Source organism: Enterobacter sp. ku-bf2 (genome assembly GCF_001742765.1).
Lineage (GTDB): Bacteria > Pseudomonadota > Gammaproteobacteria > Enterobacterales > Enterobacteriaceae > Enterobacter > Enterobacter quasiroggenkampii.
Genome location: NZ_MDVW01000001.1, coordinates 1,706,355 through 1,725,645 on the forward strand (window position 1 = coordinate 1,706,355; position 19,291 = coordinate 1,725,645).

Consider the following 19,291-nt stretch of genomic DNA (forward strand, 5'->3'; position numbering starts at 1 on the left):
CCGTAATTAAGTTACAAAAAAGTTAACGATTTACTTATCAATAGTTAAATTGTGGGCTTTGCCATTTTTATACTTTTTTTACACCCACCCTTCTCATTTTTGCGAAATCTTTGCGCCATAAATTCTACCGTTAGCACAACAACAAAAGTCACCCGGAGGTGGATTGTGAGTGCAGGTCTTATTGCCGGCATCGTGCTGGTGTTCCTGTTATTGGGTTATCTGGTTTATGCCCTGATTAATGCGGAGGCATTCTGATGGCTGCTCAGGCGTTTTTGCTTATTGCCAGTTTCTTAGTGGTGTTGTTCGTCCTGGCAAGGCCACTGGGCTCGGGGCTGGCACGGCTGATCAATAACGTTCCCCTGCCCGGCACGGGAAGCGTTGAAAAAGGGATCTGGCGCGTACTGGGTGTAGACGATCGGGAGATGAACTGGCGTGACTATCTGATCGCCATTCTGCTGCTGAACATTGTCGGACTCATTGCGCTTTTTGCCATGCTGATGTTGCAAGGCATCCTGCCGCTGAATCCGCAACAATTACCGGGCCTGTCCTGGCATCTTGCGCTGAACACGGCAGTCAGTTTTGTCACCAACACCAACTGGCAGTCCTATTCCGGTGAAACCACGCTCAGCTACTTCAGCCAGATGGTCGGATTAACCGTGCAGAACTTCCTCTCTGCCGCCAGCGGTATTGCGGTGATCTTCGCGCTGACGCGTGCGTTTGCACGTCAGAAAGTGAGTACGTTAGGTAACGCATGGGTAGACCTGACGCGCATTACGCTGTGGATCCTGCTGCCGATAGCGCTGCTGATCGCGCTGTTCTTCATTCAGCAGGGCAGCCTGCAAAACCTGCTGCCTTACGCACCTTATACCTCGCTGGAAGGCGCAAAACAGCTCCTGCCGATGGGGCCAGTGGCGTCGCAGGAAGCCATCAAAATGCTCGGGACGAACGGTGGCGGCTTCTTCAACGCCAACTCCTCGCACCCGTTTGAAAACCCTACCGCCCTGACCAATTTTGTGCAGATGCTGGCGATTTTCCTGATCCCCGCCGCGCTCTGCTTTGCCTTTGGCGACGTGGTTAACGATCGCCGTCAGGGGCGCACCCTGCTCTGGACCATGTCGCTTATCTTCGTGGTCTGTGTTGCGCTGGTGATGTGGGCCGAATGGCAGGGTAATCCGCATTTCCTCTCACTCGGGGCCGATAGTGCAATCAATATGGAAGGTAAAGAGAGCCGCTTTGGCATTCTCGCCAGCAGCCTGTATGCGGTGGTCACCACGGCTGCGTCGTGCGGGGCCGTCAATGCCATGCATGATTCCTTTACGGCGCTGGGCGGCATGATCCCGATGTGGCTGATGCAGATTGGCGAGGTGGTGTTTGGCGGCGTGGGCTCCGGTCTTTACGGCATGCTGCTGTTCGTGCTGCTGGCGGTGTTTATTGCCGGTCTGATGATTGGCCGCACCCCGGAATATCTGGGTAAAAAAATCGACGTCCGCGAGATGAAATTAACCGCGCTGGCAATCCTGGTCACCCCGGCTCTCGTGCTGCTCGGCACCGCCCTGGCGCTGATGACCGAGGCCGGACGCAGCGGCATCTTTAACCCCGGCATTCACGGTTTTAGTGAAGTGCTGTATGCCGTCTCCTCTGCCGCCAACAACAACGGCAGCGCCTTTGCAGGCTTAAGCGCCAACTCTCCGTTCTGGAACTGTCTGCTGGCGTTCTGCATGTTCGTGGGCCGCTTCGGGATCATTGTGCCGGTTATGGCGATAGCCGGATCGCTGGTGAACAAAAAAATCCAACCGACCACTACCGGGACATTACCGACCCACGGCGCGCTGTTTATCGGCCTGCTGACGGGCACCGTGTTGCTGGTCGGCGCCCTGACCTTTATCCCCGCCCTCGCGTTAGGCCCGGTCGCGGAATACCTCTCTTTACGCTGATTTTGCGGAGAAATTGTCATGAGTCGTAAACAACTGGCCCTGTTCGAACCGTCATTAGTTCGCCAGGCGCTCATGGATGCGGTGAAAAAGCTGAGCCCGCGCGTGCAGTGGCACAACCCGGTGATGTTTATCGTCTGGGCGGGAAGCGTCCTGACCACCGCCCTGGCGATTGCCATGGGAACGGGCCATATGCCGGGAAATGCGATGTTTACCGGCGCCATCAGCCTGTGGCTGTGGTTTACCGTGCTGTTCGCCAACTTTGCGGAAGCGCTGGCGGAAGGCCGGAGCAAAGCCCAGGCCAACAGCCTGAAAGGGGTGAAAAAAACCGCCTTCGCGCGCAAGTTACGTGAGCCGAAATACGGTGCCCAGATGGACCACGTTCCGGCGGATGAACTGCGTAAAGGCGATGTGGTGCTGGTGGAAGCCGGTGACATCATCCCTTGCGACGGCGAAGTCATTGAAGGGGGCGCATCGGTGGATGAAAGCGCCATCACTGGCGAATCCGCGCCGGTGATCCGTGAGTCCGGCGGCGATTTCGCCTCCGTGACGGGCGGGACGCGCATTCTCTCCGACTGGCTGGTGATCCAGTGCAGCGTTAACCCGGGTGAAACCTTCCTCGACCGGATGATCGCCATGGTGGAAGGCGCACAGCGCCGGAAAACGCCAAACGAGATTGCCCTGACCATCCTGCTGGTGGCCCTGACCATTGTCTTCCTGCTGGCAACCGCCACGCTGTGGCCGTTCTCCGCCTATGGCGGCACCGCGGTCACCGTCACGGTGCTGGTGGCGCTGCTGGTTTGTCTGATCCCTACCACCATCGGCGGCCTGCTGTCGGCCATCGGCGTGGCTGGCATGAGCCGTATGCTCGGTGCCAACGTCATCGCCACCAGCGGGCGTGCCGTAGAAGCCGCCGGTGACGTGGATGTGTTGCTGCTGGATAAAACCGGCACCATTACCCTCGGTAACCGCCAGGCGTCGGATTTCTTACCCGCCCCGGGCGTGGATGAAAAAACGCTGGCGGATGCCGCCCAGCTCTCATCCCTTGCCGATGAAACCCCGGAAGGCCGCAGTATTGTGATCCTCGCCAAGCAGCGCTTTAACCTGCGCCAGCGCGACGTTCAGAGCCTGCACGCCACGTTCGTGCCCTTCACGGCGCAAACCCGCATGAGCGGAATTAACATTCAGGATCGCATGATCCGTAAAGGCTCGGTTGACGCGATTCGCCGCCACATTGAGGCCAACAACGGTCACTTCCCGCCGGAAGTGGACAGTCTGGTCGAAAGCGTGGCCCGTCAGGGGGCGACGCCGCTGGTGGTGGCCGAAGGCGCGCGCGTGCTCGGGGTGATTGCGCTGAAGGATATAGTCAAGGGCGGCATTAAGGAGCGCTTTGCCCAGCTGCGTAAGATGGGGATCAAAACGGTAATGATCACCGGGGATAACCGTCTTACCGCCGCGGCGATTGCCGCCGAAGCGGGCGTGGATGATTTCCTTTCTGAAGCCACCCCGGAAGCCAAGCTGGCACTGATTCGTCAGTATCAGGCGGAAGGCCGTCTGGTGGCGATGACCGGCGACGGGACCAACGATGCCCCTGCCCTCGCACAAGCCGACGTGGCGGTGGCGATGAACTCCGGAACCCAGGCAGCAAAAGAGGCGGGCAACATGGTCGACCTCGACTCTAACCCGACCAAGCTGATTGAGGTGGTGCACATCGGCAAGCAGATGCTGATGACGCGCGGGTCGCTGACCACGTTCAGTATCGCCAACGACGTGGCGAAGTATTTCGCCATCATTCCGGCCGCGTTTGCCGCGACCTATCCGCAGTTAAACGCCCTGAACGTGATGCACCTGCACTCTCCGGCCTCGGCCATTCTGAGCGCAGTCATCTTTAACGCCCTAATTATTGTCTTCCTGATCCCGCTGGCGCTGAAGGGCGTGAGCTACAAGCCGCTCACGGCGGCCGCCATGCTGCGCCGTAACCTGTGGATTTACGGCCTGGGCGGGCTGGTGGTGCCCTTCGTCGGTATCAAGGTTATCGACCTGCTGTTGACGCTGTTCGGCCTGGTTTAAAAGGTGAATCAAATGACCATGTTACGCCCCGCTATACTTCTGTTTATTCTGCTGTCTCTCATTACCGGCGGGCTGTACCCGCTGGTGACCACCGCGCTGGGCCAGTGGTGGTTTAAGGATCAGGCTAACGGCTCGCTGATACTGCAAAATGGTGAAAACCGCGGCTCTCGCCTGATTGGTCAGAACTTTACGGATGCCCGCTACTTCCAGGGACGCCCTTCCGCCACTGCCGAAAGCCCGTATAATCCGATGGCATCCGGCGGCAGCAACCTGGCGGGCAGCAATCCCGAGCTGGACAAAGCCGTCGCTGAGCGCGTAGCAGCCCTGCGCGCCGCGAATCCGCAGGCCAGCCGTGACGTTCCCGTGGAGCTGGTGACCGCCTCGGCCAGCGGGCTGGACTACAGCCTGACGCCAGCAGCGGTGGCATGGCAGATCCCGCGCGTTGCCGCTGCCCGTCAGCTGACCGTCGAACAGGTGAGCAGGCTTGTGGCAGAGCACACGCAAAAGCCGCTGGTCAGCTTCATCGGCATGCCCGTGGTAAATATTGTTGAGCTGAATCTGGCGCTGGACGCGCTAAGGAAAAACTAAATGACCGACGAGCCCATGCGCCCGGATCCGGACAGGCTGCTCGAACAAACAGCTGAAGCCCATCGCGGCAAACTGAAAATTTTCTTCGGCGCCTGCGCGGGCGTCGGGAAAACCTTCGCCATGCTGACGGAAGCCCAGCGGCTTCGGGCGCAGGGGCTCGATATTCTGATCGGCGTGGTTGAAACCCACGGACGTAAAGAGACAGCATCACTGCTGAAGGGGCTGGCTACCCAGCCGCCCCGTCGCATCAGCCATCGCGGTCGGTTAGTCACTGAATTCGATCTCGATGCCGCCCTCGCCCGCCGTCCCGCGCTTATCCTGATGGACGAGCTGGCGCACAGCAATGCGCCTGGCTCACGCCATCCAAAACGCTGGCAGGATGTTGAAGAATTACTTGAAGCCGGTATCGATGTGTTCACCACGGTAAACGTTCAGCATCTCGAAAGCCTGAACGACGTGGTCAGCGGCGTGACCGGCATTCAGGTGCGCGAGACGGTGCCCGACCCCTTCTTTGATTCCGCGGACGAGGTGGTGCTGGTCGACCTGCCGCCCGATGATTTGCGCCAGCGCCTGCACGAAGGCAAAGTGTATATCGCCGGTCAGGCCGAGCGCGCCATCGAACATTTCTTCCGTAAAGGCAACCTGATAGCCCTGCGCGAGCTGGCCCTGCGCCGAACCGCCGACCGGGTGGACGATCAGATGCGCGCCTGGCGCGACCTGCAGGGCCAGGAACGCGTCTGGCACACGCGGGATGCCATCCTGCTGTGCGTGGGCCACGGCAGCGGCAATGAAAAGCTTGTCCGCACCGCCGCACGCCTGGCGGCCAAATTTGGCAGCGTCTGGCATGCGGTGTATGTCGAAACGCCGCAGCTGCACGCGCTGCCCGAAAACCAGCGTCGCGCGATCCTGAGTTCGCTGCGCCTGGCGCAGGAGCTGGGCGCGGAGACCGCCACCCTTTCCGATCCGCAGGAAGATAAAGCGATTCTGCGCTACGCGCGCGAGCATAACCTGGGGAAAATCGTCATCGGCCGTCGCCAGCATCGCCGCTGGTTTAGCCGCGAATCCTTTGCCGACAAGCTGGCCCGTCGTGCGCCGGATCTGGATCTGGTGATCGTGGCGCTGGATGACAAACCTACCCCCTTACCCAATCGTGCGCCGGACAGCCGCACCTTCAGCGATAAATGGCGCATTCAGCTTCGCGGCTGTCTTGTCGCCGTCGTGCTCTGCGCCCTGATTACCGTGATTGCCAGCCAGTGGCTGATTGCGTTTGATGCCGCCAACCTGGTGATGATCTACCTCCTGGGCGTGGTGGTGGTGGCGCTCTTTTACGGGCGCTGGCCGTCTGTACTGGCGACGGTTGTTAACGTCATCAGCTTCGATCTGTTCTTTATTGCCCCCCGCGGGACGCTGGCCGTCTCGGACGTACAGTACATCCTCACCTTCGCGGTGATGCTCACCGTCGGGCTGGTGATCGGGAATCTGACGGCGGGCGTGCGCTATCAGGCGCGCATCGCCCGCTATCGCGAACAGCGCACGCGCCATCTCTATGAGATGTCGAAATCGCTGGCGGTGGGCCGCACGCCTCTGGATATCGTGCAGACCAGTGAGCAGTTTATCCGCTCGACGTTTCATGCCAGCAACCTGATTTTGCTCCCGGACGAACACGGCAAGCTGCGCCCGCTGACGTCGGCCACCGGCATGACGCCCTGGGACGAGGCCATCGCGCGCTGGAGCTTTGACAAAGGCTTACCGGCGGGCGCGGGAACGGACACCCTTCCCGGCGTGCCCTATCAAATTCTGCCGCTGCGCAGTGCCGATAAAAATCAGGGGCTGGTCATCGTGGAGCCTTCCAACCTGCGCCAGCTGATGATCCCCGAACAGCAGCGTTTACTGGAGACATTTACCCTACTGGTGGCCAGTGCGCTGGAACGACTGGCCCTCACCGCCAGCGAGGAACAGGCCCGTCTGGCGAGCGAGCGTGAAAGCATTCGTAACTCGCTGCTGGCGGCGCTGTCTCACGATCTGCGTACCCCGCTCACCGTCCTGTTTGGTCAGTCAGAAATTCTGACGCTGGACCTGGCGGCGGAAGGCTCTAAACATGCCCTTCAGGCCAGCGAGATCCGCCAGCACGTGCTGAATACCACGCGCCTGGTGAATAACCTGCTCGACATGGCGCGTATCCAGTCGGGCGGATTTAACCTCAAAAAAGAGTGGCTCACGCTGGAAGAGGTGGTGGGCAGCGCGCTGAAAATGCTCGAGCCGGGCCTGGGCGGGCGACATATTGCGCTGAACATGCCCGAGCCCCTGACCTTAATTCACGTTGATGGGCCCTTGTTCGAGCGGGTGCTAATCAACCTGCTGGAAAATGCCGCCAAATATGCGGGTGCCAGTGCTCAGATTGGGGTGGATGCGACAGTGGAAGATGGCACGCTTCGCCTTAACGTCTGGGATACCGGCCCCGGCATTCCAGCCGGGCAGGAGTTGGCTATTTTCGAGAAATTTGCACGCGGCAATAAGGAGTCGGCCATTCCGGGTGTGGGGCTGGGGCTGGCAATATGCCAGGCAATCATTGACGTCCACGACGGGTCCATTTCCGCAGAGAATCGTCCCGAAGGCGGCGCGCGTTTTTGTGTTACACTTCCTCTGGAAACCCCGCCAGAACTTAATGAATTACCAGAGGATTTGTGATCAACGTTCTGATTGTTGAAGATGAGATCGCCATTAGCCGTTTTCTGCGCGCTGCGCTGGAAGGTGACGGTCTGCGCGTCCATGATGCGGGTACGCTTCAGCGGGGTTTAATTGAAGCCGCCACCCGCAAGCCGGACCTGGTGATCCTCGATCTTGGACTCCCGGACGGCGACGGCATCGATTTTATTCGTGAAGTCCGGCAGTGGAGCCAGATGCCGATCCTCGTGCTCTCCGCCCGTACGGAAGAGACGGATAAAATCGCCGCGCTGGATGCCGGGGCGGATGACTATCTGATTAAACCATTTGGTATCGGCGAGCTACAGGCTCGCCTTCGCGTGGCGCTGCGTCGCCACAGCGCCACCACGCCTGCCGATCCAACCTACACGTTTGGGGATATCCGGGTTGACCTGGCCGCGCGGCGCATTGTGCGCGGCGAAGAGGAAATTCACCTCACGCCCATTGAATTTCGCCTGCTCGCCGTGCTGCTTAACAATCACGGCAAGGTTCTCACCCAGCGCCAGCTGCTAAGTCAGGTGTGGGGACCCAACGCCGTGGAACATAGTCACTATTTACGCATATATATGGGACACCTTCGTCAGAAACTCGAAGTCGACCCCGCTCGCCCTCGCCATTTATTAACTGAAACCGGTATCGGTTATCGGTTTATGCTCTGAATAACTATTCATTTTATTTTTAATTAAAATAAAAACCTCTCAGAAAATATGTCAAAAACAATCCAGTCAGTGTTTTTTCGGATTATTTATGCCCATTTAAAACATTGATAAAACGCCCTGTTAACTCATCGTTAACAAATCAGAGTTTTGATCTGCGATATTCATCAAAAACGACTATTTATTTCTAAAATGATCGGTTAACGGTGATCTTCTTCACAGTTAATCGCCTTTTCCTGGATAAAATGACCGTGCTTTCAATTACTGAAAGGAAAATGAATCATGGAAAACAACAATCGTTTAATGCCCCATATAAGGCGGACAACACATATCATGATGTTTGCCCACCGAAACTGCTTTGACTTTCATCTCTTTAATGCCCGGTAGTCCTTCGACTTCTGGCGCACTCGCTTACAGGTTACCCTGAAACATCTTATTTTACAGGCTATTGCCTGTGAACTCGTGCGCTCATTCATTTTGATTCAGACTCATCCGCACCGGGCGGACTGAATTTCAATCATCAAAAAAGCAATGTACTGATTTTAATCAGCGGCCACCCTTTGCTTTTTTTCCGGAAAATTATCGATTTCTTTCTTGCAAGAAATCGAGGGACGCTTATTACCTAAAATAAAGAGAGAAAGATGAAAAGTTTAAAAATCGCAGCCAGCCGTGCATGCCCGGATTGCTTTACCACCCAGCGTGAACTGGTGGATGTCAGAACCTCTGATTATATCGACGTTGCCGCTATTGTGCTGGCGGTCAGTGATATTACCGACGGGATACTGGAGGAAATAGAAGCCACCGGATTTGGCATTCCTGTTTTTGTTGCGACGCATAAAGAAGAGATCATTCCGGCAGACTATTTATCGCGCATTCATGGCGTATTTGAGTATTCAGACACCAGCAACGACTTTTATGGACGCCAGCTGGAAGCGGCTGCCCTGCGGTATGAAACCCAGCTGCGCCCGCCATTTTTTCGCGCCCTGGTCGACTACGTGAAGCAGGGCAACAGCGCGTTTGACTGCCCGGGCCATCAGGGCGGCCAGTTCTTCCGCCGCCATCCAGCCGGTAACCAGTTCGTTGATTTCTTTGGCGAGACGCTTTTCCGCGCCGATCTGTGTAACGCCGACGTCGCAATGGGCGATCTGCTGATTCACGAGGGCGCGCCGTGCATTGCGCAGCAACATGCGGCGAAGGTCTTTAATGCCGATAAGACCTATTTCGTGCTGAACGGCACCTCGTCATCTAACAAAGTGGTGCTTAACGCCCTGCTCACCCCCGGCGACCTGGTACTGTTCGACCGTAATAACCACAAATCCAACCATCACGGTGCCCTCCTCCAGGCAGGCGCAACGCCGGTCTATCTGGAAACGGCGCGCAACCCGTACGGCTTTATCGGCGGCATTGACGCCCACTGTTTTGAAGAAAGCTATCTACGCGAGCTGGTGGCAGAGGTGGCGCCTGGCCGTGCGCGCGATGCGCGTCCGTTCCGTCTGGCGGTGATCCAGCTGGGCACCTACGATGGCACCATCTACAACGCCCGTCAGGTGGTGGATAAGATTGGGCATCTGTGTGATTACATCCTGTTTGACTCCGCCTGGGTGGGTTACGAGCAGTTTATCCCGATGATGGCCGACTGCTCGCCGCTGCTGCTGGAGCTGAACGAAAACGATCCGGGGATTTTGGTTACCCAGTCCGTGCATAAACAGCAGGCTGGCTTCTCGCAGACCTCGCAAATTCACAAGAAAGACAGCCACATCAAAGGCCAGCAGCGCTATGTCCCGCATAAGCGGCTGAATAATGCCTTTATGATGCACGCCTCCACCAGCCCGTTTTATCCGCTGTTTGCCGCGCTGGACATCAACGCCCGTATGCATGAAGGCCAGAGCGGCCGCAACATGTGGATGGACTGCGTGGTGAACGGTATTGAAGCGCGTAAGCTAATCCTGGAGAACTGCCGGTATCTGCGCCCCTTCGTGCCGGAGACGGTGGAGGGCCGTCCGTGGGAAAGCTGGGACACGGCGGAGATTGCGACCAATCTGCGCTTCTTCCACTTCGTGCCGGGTGAAAACTGGCACGCTTTTGAAGGTTACGCTGAGCATCAGTATTTTATCGACCCGTGCAAGCTGCTGCTAACCACGCCGGGCATTAACGCCCGCACCGGCGAGTATGACGATTTCGGCGTGCCCGCCACCATTCTCGCCAACTTCCTGCGAGAAAACGGCATCGTGCCGGAGAAATGCGATCTCAACTCGATCCTGTTCCTGCTCACGCCTGCGGAAGATATGGGCAAACTGCAGCAGTTGGTGGCGCAGCTGGTGCGTTTCGAAAAACTGCTCGAGAGCGATGCTCCGCTGAAAGACGTCCTGCCTTCTCTCTACAAACAACATCCGGAACGTTACGCGGGTTACACCCTGCGCCAGATCTGCCAGGAAATGCATGACCTGTACGCCCGTCACAACGTGAAACAGCTGCAGAAAGAGATGTTCCGCAAGTCCCATTTCCCACGCGTGATGATGAACCCGCAGGACGCGAACTATGCCTATCTGCGCGGAGAAGTGGAACTGGTCTCCCTTCGCGACGCGGAAGGCCGCATCGCCGCGGAAGGCGCCCTGCCTTATCCGCCGGGGGTGCTGTGCGTTGTCCCTGGGGAGATCTGGGGCGGCTCCGTGCTGCGCTACTTCACCGCGCTGGAAGAAGGCATCAACCTGCTGCCGGGCTTTGCGCCGGAGCTGCAGGGGGTGTACGTCGAGGAGTGTGAGGGCCGTAAACAGGTTCGCTGTAACGTCATCAAACAACCCGCCGCTCAGCCCGCGCTGCTGAAAGGAGAGAAATTATGAGTAAGTCCAATAAGATGGGCGTGGTGCAGCTGACCATCCTCACCATGGTGAACATGATGGGCTCCGGCATCATCATGTTGCCCACCAAGCTTGCCGAAGTAGGAACTATTTCGATTATCTCCTGGCTGGTGACCGCCGTAGGCTCAATGGCGCTGGCGTGGGCATTTGCCAAGTGCGGGATGTTCAGCCGCAAGTCAGGCGGCATGGGAGGCTACGCCGAGTATGCCTTTGGCAAGTCGGGCAACTTTATGGCCAACTATACCTATGGGGTATCACTGCTGATCGCCAACGTGGCGATTGCCATCTCCGCCGTGGGCTACGGTACGGAGCTGTTTGGTGCGACGCTCAGCCCGGTACAGATTGGTTTAGCCACCATCGGCGTGCTGTGGATCTGCACCGTGGCTAACTTTGGCGGCGCGCGTATCACCGGACAGCTCAGCAGCATCACCGTCTGGGGCGTGATTATTCCGGTTGTCGGCCTGTGCATCATCGGCTGGTTCTGGTTCAGCCCGACCCTGTACGCCAACTCCTGGAACCCGCACCATGTGCCGTTCTTCAGCGCAGTCGGCTCTTCTATCGCCATGACGCTCTGGGCCTTCCTCGGTCTGGAATCCGCCTGCGCGAACGCAGAAGTCGTTGATAATCCGGAAAAGAACGTCCCGATTGCGGTCCTCGGCGGTACGCTGGGCGCGGCGGTGATCTATATCGTCTCGACGAACGTCATTGCGGGCATCGTTCCGAACATGGATCTGGCCAACTCCACGGCGCCGTTCGGGCTGGCCTTCGCGCAGATGTTCACGCCAGAAGTCGGGAAAGTGATCATGGGTCTGATGGTCATGTCGTGCTGCGGTTCACTCCTTGGCTGGCAGTTCACCATCGCACAGGTGTTTAAATCCTCGGCTGATGAAGGTTACTTCCCAAAAATCTTCTCCCGCGTCACCAAAGCGGATGCGCCGGTGCAGGGCATGCTGGCGATTGTTATTTTCCAGAGCGGATTGTCGCTGATGACCATTAGCCCGTCGCTGAACAGCCAGTTCAACGTGCTGGTCAACCTGGCGGTCGTGACGAATATCATTCCGTATATCCTGTCGATGGCGGCGCTGGTGATTATTCAGAAAGTCGCGAAGGTTGATCCACGCAAGGCGCGAGCGGCCAATATCGTGGCGCTGATTGGGGCAATCTACAGCTTCTATGCACTCTATTCCTCCGGCCAGGAAGCGATGCTGTATGGCGCGATGGTGACCTTTATGGGCTGGACGCTGTACGGTCTGGTGTCACCGCGGTTTGAATTGAAGAATAAGCACAGTTAGGTAAAAGCAAAACGGCAACCCAGGGGTTGCCGTTTTTAGTGTTTTCTCCCTCTCCCTGTGGGAGAGGGCCGGGGGTGAGGGCATCAGCCCGCACCCGAACACCACTTACGCGTTTTTCAGCACTTCGCTGACAATCTCTACCGCTTCTTTCTCAATCTGCTGACGATGCTCAGCGCCGAGGAAGCTTTCGCAATAGATTTTATACGCATCTTCCGTACCGGATGGACGCGCGGCAAACCAGCCGTTTTCGGTCATCACTTTCAGCCCACCAATGGAGGCACCGTTGCCCGGTGCCGCCGTCAGACGCGCGGTGATCGGGTCACCTGCCAGGGTGCTTGCGCTGACCATCTCCGGAGAGAGTTTGGACAGGGCCGCTTTCTGAGCTGACGTCGCGCTGGCCTGAATACGGTTATAGCTTGGTGCACCAAAGCGTGCCGCCAGATCATTGTAATGTTCCTGCGGGTTCTTACCGGTGACCGCGGTGATCTCCGCCGCCAGCAGGCACATGATGATGCCGTCTTTATCGGTTGACCATGGCGTGCCGTCGAAACGCAGGAAAGAGGCCCCCGCGCTCTCTTCACCACCGAAACCAAAGCTGCCGTCGTGCAGACCGTCAACGAACCATTTGAAGCCCACCGGCACTTCCACCAGCTTGCGGCCCAGCGCCTCGACCACGCGGTCGATCATCGCGGAGGAAACCAGCGTCTTACCGACAGCCACCTCTTTGCCCCACTGCGGACGGTGCTGGAACAGGTAGTTAATCGCGACTGCCAGATAGTGGTTCGGGTTCATCAGCCCGGCAGGGGTGACGATACCGTGGCGGTCGTAATCCGGGTCGTTAGCAAACGCCAGATCGAATTTATCACGCAGCGCCAGCAGGCCCGCCATTGCGCACTCGGAGGAGCAATCCATGCGGATCGCGCCGTCTTTGTCCAGGTGCATAAAACGGAAGGTCTGATCGACGTGATCGTTCACGATGGTCAGATCCAGCTTGTAGTGCTCGGCAATACGTTTCCAGTATTCAATACCGGAGCCGCCCAGCGGATCCACCCCCAGCTTCAGGCCGGCTTTCTGGATGGCCGCCATATCGACGATATCCGCCAGACCTTCCACGAACGGCTGAACCAGATCCTGCTCTTTTACGTGGCCGGACGTCATGGCCGCATCCAGAGAGATGCGCTTCACGCCTTTCAGACCGTCGGCCAGCAAGGCGTTCGCACGATCTTCAACCACTTTGGTGACGTTGGTGTCTGCCGGGCCACCGTTAGGCGGGTTGTATTTAATACCACCGTCTTCCGGCGGGTTGTGGGATGGCGTGATAACGATACCGTCAGCTAGCGCGCCACCTTTTTTGTTGTGTACCAGGATGGCGTTAGACACCGCAGGCGTTGGGGTGAAGCCGTTGTTCTCCTGAACAATCACATCAACGCCGTTCGCTGTCAGAACTTCCAGCACGGAAATAAAGGCCGGTTCAGACAGGGCATGGGTATCTTTCCCCACGTAGCACGGACCGGTAACGCCGTTTTTAGCGCGCTCTTCCGCAATGGCCTGAGCAATGGCCAGAATGTGCGGTTCGTTAAAGCTGTGGCGCGCCGCGCTGCCGCGGTGACCAGATGTACCAAACTTCACTGCGTGTTCTGCGTTGCCCACGACCGGCTTCAGCACGTAATACTGCGCGGTCAGCTGAGCGACGTTAATCAAATCGCTTTGTTGTGCAGGTTGGCCTGCACGGCTGTGATTTGCCATTACCGGGTCCTTCTGATGCAAGGGTTAAATTGTACCGCAAACCTTTTCAATCAATTCCGCCGGGAACTGCATGGACTGCATGATGTGTTCAATCATGCTGCACTTGCGGCCCGTATTGGTATTGGTGATCACCCAGTACGGGGTGCCAGGAACATGTTTGGGTTTGGTTTGATTGCCATTTTGCAGCAGCGTCTGCTCGTCGCCCGCGAAGTAGACGCGAGTACGACCGTGCAGCGACTCGGTCGCTTCAGCAAACGCTTTGTTATCCAGTGAATAAAGTGTAGACAGCACCAACATAAAGCGGTTAACCGCCTTTTTCTGCTCCGCGTATTCATCGGAGAGCAGCAGCTCGCGCATCGCGCGCACTTTATCTTTTGCCGGCGTCACGGCAGGTTTTGCTTGTGCAACAACGCTTGGCTGAGACACGACATCTTTGGTGACTGGGGTAGCAGGCTGTGAAGCGGCGGAAATTTTAAGCATGCGCCGTAAAATGTCGGACGCGCTCTCCCCGATATGCCGCGTCTGGCTGGCAATATACTGATAGAGTTCGTCATCAACTTCGATTGTTTTCATCTTAATCCAGTGCGATATCTTATCTGAATACAAGTCATTGGGATTATAAGGTCAAATCCCAACAGCGGATAGCGTCAAACCAGGTTGGCGGCAAAAGTCAGATTAAACTGGAACCTTGCAGCCGGGCGGCAGAATGGTCAACATGATACCCTAACCTGACATACGTAAAAAAAGAACTTTGCCATGAAATTGAATACCCGAGCGCAAACTGCACAATCGCCGAACAATAATTCTCCCATCGTACTGGTTCACGGGCTTTTTGGCAGCCTGGATAACCTGGGCGTGCTGGCGCGCGATCTGGTTACCGATCACGATATCTTACAGGTTGATATGCGCAATCACGGTCTTTCCGGCCGTTCCGACGAGATGACCTACGCCGCGATGGCGCAGGATCTGCTGGATACGCTGGATGCCAACGATCTGCAAAAGGTCACCCTCATCGGGCATTCAATGGGCGGCAAAGCGGTGATGGCCCTGACGGCGCTGGCCCCGGAGCGTATTAACGGCCTGGTGGTGATTGATGTTGCGCCCGTGGATTACGACGTGCGCCGTCACGACGAGATTTTTGCCGCCATCAATGCGGTCACTAAAGCGGGTATCGCGACCCGCCAGCAGGCCGCTACCGTCATGCGTGAGCATCTTGATGAAGAAGGCGTCGTGCAGTTCCTGCTGAAGTCGTTTGTTGACGGCCAGTGGCGTTTTAACGTGCCGGTGCTCTGGAACCAGTACAACAATATTGTGGGCTGGCAAACCGTGCCTGCCTGGCAGCACCCTACCCTCTTTATTCGCGGCGGTAATTCCCCTTACGTTACCGACGCGTACCGCGACGCCATACTGGCGCAATTCCCGCAGGCTCGCGCCCACGTCATTGCCGGAGCCGGGCACTGGGTGCATGCGGAAAAACCCGACGCCGTGCTGCGCGCCATTCGCCGCTATCTTGCTGATACTGCAAATTGATTAAAAAGAGAGCGACTGGAAGGCTGCGGGCTTCCAGTCGTTGGCGCGCCGTTTTTGGTGATGTATGATGGCGCGCTTATCGCCCGGGCATTAGCAGGGCGGCGTGTTTCCCCCGAAGTCTCAGAATCATGGCCAAAGAACAAACGGACCGTACGACACTAGATCTGTTCGCGAATGAGCGTCGCCCGGGACGACCGAAGACGAATCCGCTTTCGCGCGATGAACAGCTGCGTATCAATAAACGCAATCAGCTTAAACGCGATAAAAATCGTGGGCTTAAGCGTGTCGAACTGAAGCTCAACGCTGACGCGGTCGATGCACTTAACGAGCTGGCCGAGGCGCGAAATATCAGCCGCAGCGAGCTCATTGAAGAGATGCTGATCGCCCAGCTTGAGACATTGCGCGGCCAGGCATAAGTCTGAAAATTCCCTTAATTACCCTTTTCATGTAGCACAGAGTGCAGTCCTGCGCGATAGCTGTTTCCGCAGGGTTGCCAGTTCTGCTATTATTGCCCTTATCCGTGGCCGAATTGCGCCACCATACTATTAAGTTTCAAGAGGTTATTTTACTCATGGCAATCATCGGCATTTTCTTTGGCAGTGATACCGGCAATACCGAAAATATCGCGAAAAACATTCAAAAACAGCTCGGTAAAGACGTTGCTGATGTGCATGACATCGCCAAGAGCAGCAAAGAAGATCTCGAAGGCTATGACATTCTGCTGCTGGGTATTCCGACCTGGTACTACGGTGAAGCCCAGTGTGACTGGGATGATTTCTTCCCGACGCTGGAAGAAGTGGACTTCAACGGTAAGCTGGTCGCCCTGTTTGGCTGCGGCGATCAGGAAGACTACGCCGAGTACTTCTGTGACGCGCTGGGTACCATCCGCGACATCATTGAGCCGAATGGCGCAGTGATCGTCGGCCACTGGCCGACCGCTGGTTACCACTTCGAAGCATCTAAAGGCCTGGCCGATGACGATCACTTCGTTGGCCTGGCCATCGACGAAGACCGTCAGCCAGAACTGACCGCAGAGCGCGTTGAGAAATGGGTTAAGCAGATCCGTGAAGAACTGCACCTGGACGATATTCTTAACGCCTGATTTTTCTCGCGGCGCAACGGCGGTTGCGCCCGTGCACCAGGTCAAACCGATTAAATTAATTGCTACAATCTTTTAACTTTTTCGCCCAGACCTGTACAATGTCTCCCTGATAAATGTGGTTTTCCATCGAGCAAGTTTGTTGGTGATACCCCATTTTTATAAGCATATTTTGCCTGAGACTTGCAGTTTTCATTTAGCCATGGCAGTTCTATAATGAGACGCATTATCCCAGGTGCATTTTCTGTCACTTCCTACAGAAGTGAATCGTTTAGCAACAGGACAGATTCCGCATGACTGACAACAATACCGCATTAAAGAAGGCTGGCCTGAAAGTTACGCTTCCTCGGTTAAAAATCCTCGAAGTGCTTCAGGGTCCAGACAATCACCATGTCAGTGCGGAAGACCTTTATAAACGTCTTATCGACATGGGTGAAGAGATTGGGCTGGCTACCGTCTATCGTGTGCTGAACCAGTTTGATGACGCGGGCATTGTCACCCGTCATAATTTCGAAGGCGGTAAATCTGTATTCGAACTGACCCAGCAGCAGCACCACGATCACCTGATCTGCCTCGACTGTGGCAAGGTCATTGAATTTAGCGATGATTCCATCGAAGCGCGCCAGCGTGAAATCGCCGCGCGTCACGGTATCCGCCTCACCAACCACAGCCTGTACCTTTACGGTCACTGCGCTGAAGGCGACTGCCGTGAAGATGACCACGCGCACGACGCAAAATAAGCGAGTATTCATACTCTGAGCCAGCCGCAAGGTTGGCTTTTTTTTGCCAGAAAAAAGCCCGGTGGCGCAGCGCCACCGGGCGTAAAGCAACTTATTTATTGTTATTGCGTATCTCGTTCCAGATCTTGTCGCAACGCTTCGCCACTTCCTGATCGTTACCGGTTTTACGCGCCTGGATACAGGCCTGGTAATCCATCACCCGGACATTTTCCTGCGTCGCAAACTGCTCGTGCGCTTTTTCTTTCTTCAGCACATTCAGCACGCTCTGGCAGGCTTCAATTTTCTCCGGCGAGCCTTCCGCAGTATTAATACAGGCGCTGTAGGCCTCCTTGAGACGGGAGTCCTCTTTCGGCGCCTGAGTCTGGGCACACGCCACCAGCCCCGATGCCAACAGCGCGACGATTACGATTTTTTTCATCATATGCAGTCTCCGGTCCGGCGGGAGCTGGCCCGCCGGACGATTCATCAGAAGATGGTGAACGGTGCGATAACCATGAATTTCACGTCACGTTCATCCTGGAAGATGTTGCCGTAACCGCCCGCGTAGCTCGGGATATCGGAGTGGTTGTCGTACTGGGTGAAGTGCAGTTTGAACATCGTGCCTTTCGCGCGGCCATCCTGCAGGGTATAGATTGCATCCAGGCTGTAGGAAGACTCTTTCAGGCGATAGTTTGGATCGTAGTAAGCATCCGGTGTTGCCATGTCGGCAGGTTTTGCATCCCAGGCGTAAGCGTAAGACGCGCCCACCGCCCAGCCAGGCAGGTTCCAGTTTTTCAGATCGTACATTGCGCCGAAGAAGACCGCTTTCTCACCGTCGGCGTTGAAGTCGGAGCGGTTATCCCACCAGATATCAAGACGACCGTTGGAGGAGGCGTAGGTCGGGGTCATACGCTGCAGGAAGTAGCCCTGCTGCCCTTCCGCCTTCACCCATGTACCTTCCAGACGCAAATCAACCTGACCGACCTTGTAGCCAAAGGTGAGCGCCTGCAGCCACGCGGTGCCGTCGTAGATGTCGTTGACACCACCGTTACTGACTTTGTCGCGCGTACCGTAGAACTGGTAGCTGGTACTCAACGGGCTACCCGCGATATCGAACTTATAGCTGGCCTTGGCAAAGTATTGATCGATATACCCTTGCGCCTGGCCAAATGCCGCTTCGAGAACCAGATCGTTTTTGAAGTCGTATTTCGCACCCAGCGAGTGGAGATAATCGACCTTGGTTTTCTTATCGTTCTGGTAGAACTTGTCCATCTCAATGTGCCACGGTGCTTTGTACTCGTTGGTCCACATATAGGAGAAGCTCAGCGCACCCGCATCGCCGTAGTCAAAGTTAGCTCCTGCTTCCGCCCCCTGATAGGTACCCGGCATAAAGCTCCAGTGTGGGGCTAACAGCGTCTGGCCAGTTGGCTGAATATACCCCCCACGCGCCCAGACCGGGCCGTATTTGAATTTCGCTGCGGCTTTGTAAAGGCTGATTCCGCTCTTATCCCCGGACCAGTCTTCATCATAGGCTTTGTTGCTGGAGGAGAAGGCGATTTCGTTCGGGTGGCCGCTGTCGCCGTTTTCCGCCATTTCGATCGCGGTGAACGCGGCAATATCCAGACCGAACATATCCGCGGCGTAGCCTGACTGGAAGTCCAGGTTGGCGTTCCAGGTGGAGTGCGAGAGGTTGGTTTTGTATTTATCTTCAGTGACGTCTTTACGGTCACGCTCACGCTGCCAGTAATAAATACCGCCCGTGAGGGTAGAATCTTCGATGAAACCCGCTGCTTTTGCCTCTGGCGCAATCACCAGGCCCGACATTGCTGTCACACCGGCAATAGCCAGCGCCAGCGCACTACGTTTGCCACTGAACGTACGCATAGATTATTCCTCTTTGACGAATTAAAACGCCTGAAACGGCGTAAATAAAAAAGACCAAATGGTCAGGGGTAGTTTTAAATACCCTCGAATTAACTACCGTCTTTAGGTTATTTTTCGCGACGCGAATTATCAATGCTTTTCAGCGGGCAAAAGTCAGGATTATGACGAAGTGCACATAATTGGTAGTGCTTTGTAACATTTACAGGAAGGCGAGG

17 protein-coding genes are annotated in these 19,291 nt (G+C 56.4%); 13 read left to right on the plus strand and 4 right to left on the minus strand.

Features of this window, described 5'->3' with window-relative positions:
• Positions 1 to 165 precede the first annotated feature (165 nt).
• From kdpF to potE, 9 genes are all read left to right on the plus strand, one after another.
• Positions 166 to 255, plus strand: coding sequence for a K(+)-transporting ATPase subunit F (gene kdpF, locus BFG58_RS08145; RefSeq protein ID WP_014069365.1), 90 nt, complete (start codon positions 166 to 168; stop codon positions 253 to 255).
• Positions 255 to 1,934: a potassium-transporting ATPase subunit KdpA gene (gene kdpA, locus BFG58_RS08150; RefSeq protein ID WP_045909575.1), complete on the plus strand. Its 1,680-nt coding sequence runs from the start codon at positions 255 to 257 to the stop codon at positions 1,932 to 1,934. The genes kdpF and kdpA overlap by 1 nt, the downstream gene beginning before the upstream one ends.
• Before the next feature lie 18 nt (positions 1,935 to 1,952).
• Entirely contained in the window at positions 1,953 to 4,001 is a 2,049-nt protein-coding gene (gene kdpB, locus BFG58_RS08155; protein ID WP_008501077.1) for a potassium-transporting ATPase subunit KdpB, read from the plus strand.
• A gap of 12 nt (positions 4,002 to 4,013) precedes the next feature.
• Positions 4,014 to 4,589, plus strand: coding sequence for a potassium-transporting ATPase subunit KdpC (kdpC, locus tag BFG58_RS08160; RefSeq protein WP_023343593.1), 576 nt, complete (start codon positions 4,014 to 4,016; stop codon positions 4,587 to 4,589).
• Positions 4,590 to 7,277 carry a two-component system sensor histidine kinase KdpD gene (gene kdpD / locus BFG58_RS08165; protein WP_069719603.1) on the plus strand — a complete coding sequence of 896 codons (2,688 nt, stop codon included), beginning with the start codon at positions 4,590 to 4,592 and terminating at the stop codon, positions 7,275 to 7,277.
• Positions 7,274 to 7,951, plus strand: a complete 678-nt coding sequence (gene kdpE / locus BFG58_RS08170) for a two-component system response regulator KdpE (protein WP_008501074.1) — start codon at positions 7,274 to 7,276, stop codon at positions 7,949 to 7,951. Before kdpD ends, kdpE begins: the two co-directional genes overlap by 4 nt.
• Positions 7,952 to 8,230: 279 nt before the next feature.
• Entirely contained in the window at positions 8,231 to 8,335 is a 105-nt protein-coding gene (speFL, locus tag BFG58_RS23080; RefSeq protein WP_003858645.1) for a leader peptide SpeFL, read from the plus strand.
• Positions 8,336 to 8,589: 254 nt separating this feature from the next.
• Entirely contained in the window at positions 8,590 to 10,788 is a 2,199-nt protein-coding gene (speF, locus tag BFG58_RS08175; RefSeq protein WP_069719604.1) for an ornithine decarboxylase SpeF, read from the plus strand.
• Positions 10,785 to 12,098: a putrescine-ornithine antiporter gene (gene potE / locus BFG58_RS08180; RefSeq protein ID WP_008501072.1), complete on the plus strand. Its 1,314-nt coding sequence runs from the start codon at positions 10,785 to 10,787 to the stop codon at positions 12,096 to 12,098. Before speF ends, potE begins: the two co-directional genes overlap by 4 nt.
• Before the next feature lie 105 nt (positions 12,099 to 12,203).
• On the opposite strand, the gene pgm is transcribed toward potE, so the two are convergent.
• Together pgm and seqA are read right to left on the minus strand one after the other, a co-directional pair.
• Positions 12,204 to 13,844, minus strand: coding sequence for a phosphoglucomutase (alpha-D-glucose-1,6-bisphosphate-dependent) (gene pgm, locus BFG58_RS08185; protein ID WP_069719605.1), 1,641 nt, complete (start codon positions 13,842 to 13,844; stop codon positions 12,204 to 12,206).
• A 24-nt stretch (positions 13,845 to 13,868) separates the two neighbouring features.
• Entirely contained in the window at positions 13,869 to 14,417 is a 549-nt protein-coding gene (gene seqA / locus BFG58_RS23770) for a replication initiation negative regulator SeqA (protein ID WP_008501070.1), read from the minus strand.
• A 183-nt stretch (positions 14,418 to 14,600) separates the two neighbouring features.
• On the opposite strand from seqA, the gene ybfF reads away from it, so the two are divergent.
• The 4 genes from ybfF (at position 14,601) to fur (ending at position 17,213) form a co-directional block, all read left to right on the plus strand.
• Positions 14,601 to 15,374: an esterase gene (gene ybfF, locus BFG58_RS08195; RefSeq protein WP_069719606.1), complete on the plus strand. Its 774-nt coding sequence runs from the start codon at positions 14,601 to 14,603 to the stop codon at positions 15,372 to 15,374.
• A gap of 128 nt (positions 15,375 to 15,502) precedes the next feature.
• The gene (ybfE, locus tag BFG58_RS08200) at positions 15,503 to 15,790 is read left to right on the plus strand and encodes a LexA regulated protein (RefSeq protein ID WP_023310772.1); all 288 of its coding nucleotides are present in this window, start codon (positions 15,503 to 15,505) and stop codon (positions 15,788 to 15,790) included.
• 155 nt (positions 15,791 to 15,945) lie between these two features.
• Entirely contained in the window at positions 15,946 to 16,476 is a 531-nt protein-coding gene (gene fldA / locus BFG58_RS08205) for a flavodoxin FldA (RefSeq protein WP_008501067.1), read from the plus strand.
• Between the two features lie 290 nt (positions 16,477 to 16,766).
• On the plus strand, positions 16,767 to 17,213 hold the full coding sequence (fur, locus tag BFG58_RS08210) for a ferric iron uptake transcriptional regulator (RefSeq protein WP_014169146.1): 447 nt from the start codon (positions 16,767 to 16,769) through the stop codon (positions 17,211 to 17,213).
• Positions 17,214 to 17,304: 91 nt separating this feature from the next.
• On the opposite strand, the gene chiQ is transcribed toward fur, so the two are convergent.
• Both chiQ and chiP read right to left on the minus strand, forming a co-directional pair.
• Complete coding sequence (chiQ, locus tag BFG58_RS08215; RefSeq protein ID WP_025912725.1) at positions 17,305 to 17,631, minus strand: ChiQ/YbfN family lipoprotein; 327 nt, start codon at positions 17,629 to 17,631, stop codon at positions 17,305 to 17,307.
• A 47-nt stretch (positions 17,632 to 17,678) separates the two neighbouring features.
• On the minus strand, positions 17,679 to 19,076 hold the full coding sequence (gene chiP, locus BFG58_RS08220; protein WP_023293022.1) for a chitoporin: 1,398 nt from the start codon (positions 19,074 to 19,076) through the stop codon (positions 17,679 to 17,681).
• Positions 19,077 to 19,291 lie beyond the last annotated feature (215 nt).

Coding starts and splice junctions, on each gene's coding strand:
- kdpA (WP_045909575.1), top strand. CDS start 255: ATGGCTGCTCAGGCGTTTTTGCTTATTGCCAGTTTCTTAGTGGTGTTG.
- kdpB (WP_008501077.1), top strand. CDS start 1,953: ATGAGTCGTAAACAACTGGCCCTGTTCGAACCGTCATTAGTTCGCCAG.
- kdpC (WP_023343593.1), top strand. CDS start 4,014: ATGACCATGTTACGCCCCGCTATACTTCTGTTTATTCTGCTGTCTCTC.
- kdpD (WP_069719603.1), top strand. CDS start 4,590: ATGACCGACGAGCCCATGCGCCCGGATCCGGACAGGCTGCTCGAACAA.
- speFL (WP_003858645.1), top strand. CDS start 8,231: ATGGAAAACAACAATCGTTTAATGCCCCATATAAGGCGGACAACACAT.
- speF (WP_069719604.1), top strand. CDS start 8,590: ATGAAAAGTTTAAAAATCGCAGCCAGCCGTGCATGCCCGGATTGCTTT.
- potE (WP_008501072.1), top strand. CDS start 10,785: ATGAGTAAGTCCAATAAGATGGGCGTGGTGCAGCTGACCATCCTCACC.
- pgm (WP_069719605.1), bottom strand. CDS start 13,844: ATGGCAAATCACAGCCGTGCAGGCCAACCTGCACAACAAAGCGATTTG.
- seqA (WP_008501070.1), bottom strand. CDS start 14,417: ATGAAAACAATCGAAGTTGATGACGAACTCTATCAGTATATTGCCAGC.
- ybfF (WP_069719606.1), top strand. CDS start 14,601: ATGAAATTGAATACCCGAGCGCAAACTGCACAATCGCCGAACAATAAT.
- ybfE (WP_023310772.1), top strand. CDS start 15,503: ATGGCCAAAGAACAAACGGACCGTACGACACTAGATCTGTTCGCGAAT.
- fldA (WP_008501067.1), top strand. CDS start 15,946: ATGGCAATCATCGGCATTTTCTTTGGCAGTGATACCGGCAATACCGAA.
- fur (WP_014169146.1), top strand. CDS start 16,767: ATGACTGACAACAATACCGCATTAAAGAAGGCTGGCCTGAAAGTTACG.
- chiQ (WP_025912725.1), bottom strand. CDS start 17,631: ATGAAAAAAATCGTAATCGTCGCGCTGTTGGCATCGGGGCTGGTGGCG.
- chiP (WP_023293022.1), bottom strand. CDS start 19,076: ATGCGTACGTTCAGTGGCAAACGTAGTGCGCTGGCGCTGGCTATTGCC.